This is a genomic window from Stenotrophomonas sp. STEN029, from assembly GCF_056760015.1.
Genome location: NZ_JBRREC010000207.1, coordinates 1 through 215 on the forward strand (window position 1 = coordinate 1; position 215 = coordinate 215).

Annotated in this window: 1 protein-coding gene; it reads left to right on the forward strand. The window is 70.2% G+C overall.

Annotated features, from left to right (window positions below; translation table 11 throughout):
- The coding region (locus tag ACVOLI_RS20530) for a plasmid recombination protein (RefSeq protein ID WP_481615790.1) at nt 1-215 on the forward strand (215 nt) is incomplete at both ends.

The window sequence follows — 215 nt, forward strand, 5'->3', positions numbered from 1 at the left end:
CCAATCTCGTCCAGGTCGTGTTGCACCTGGACGAACGAACCCCCCACCTCCATGCCGCCGTAGTCCCGGTGAACCGGGACGGCGGCCTGTCGGCCAAGCGCTATTGGGGGGGAGGCGGCGGGCCTGTCTGCGCTGCAGACAGCCTACGGCAACCGGATGGCCCCCCACGGCCTACAGCGGGGGGTGATGGGGTCGAAGGCCCAGCACGCGACGCT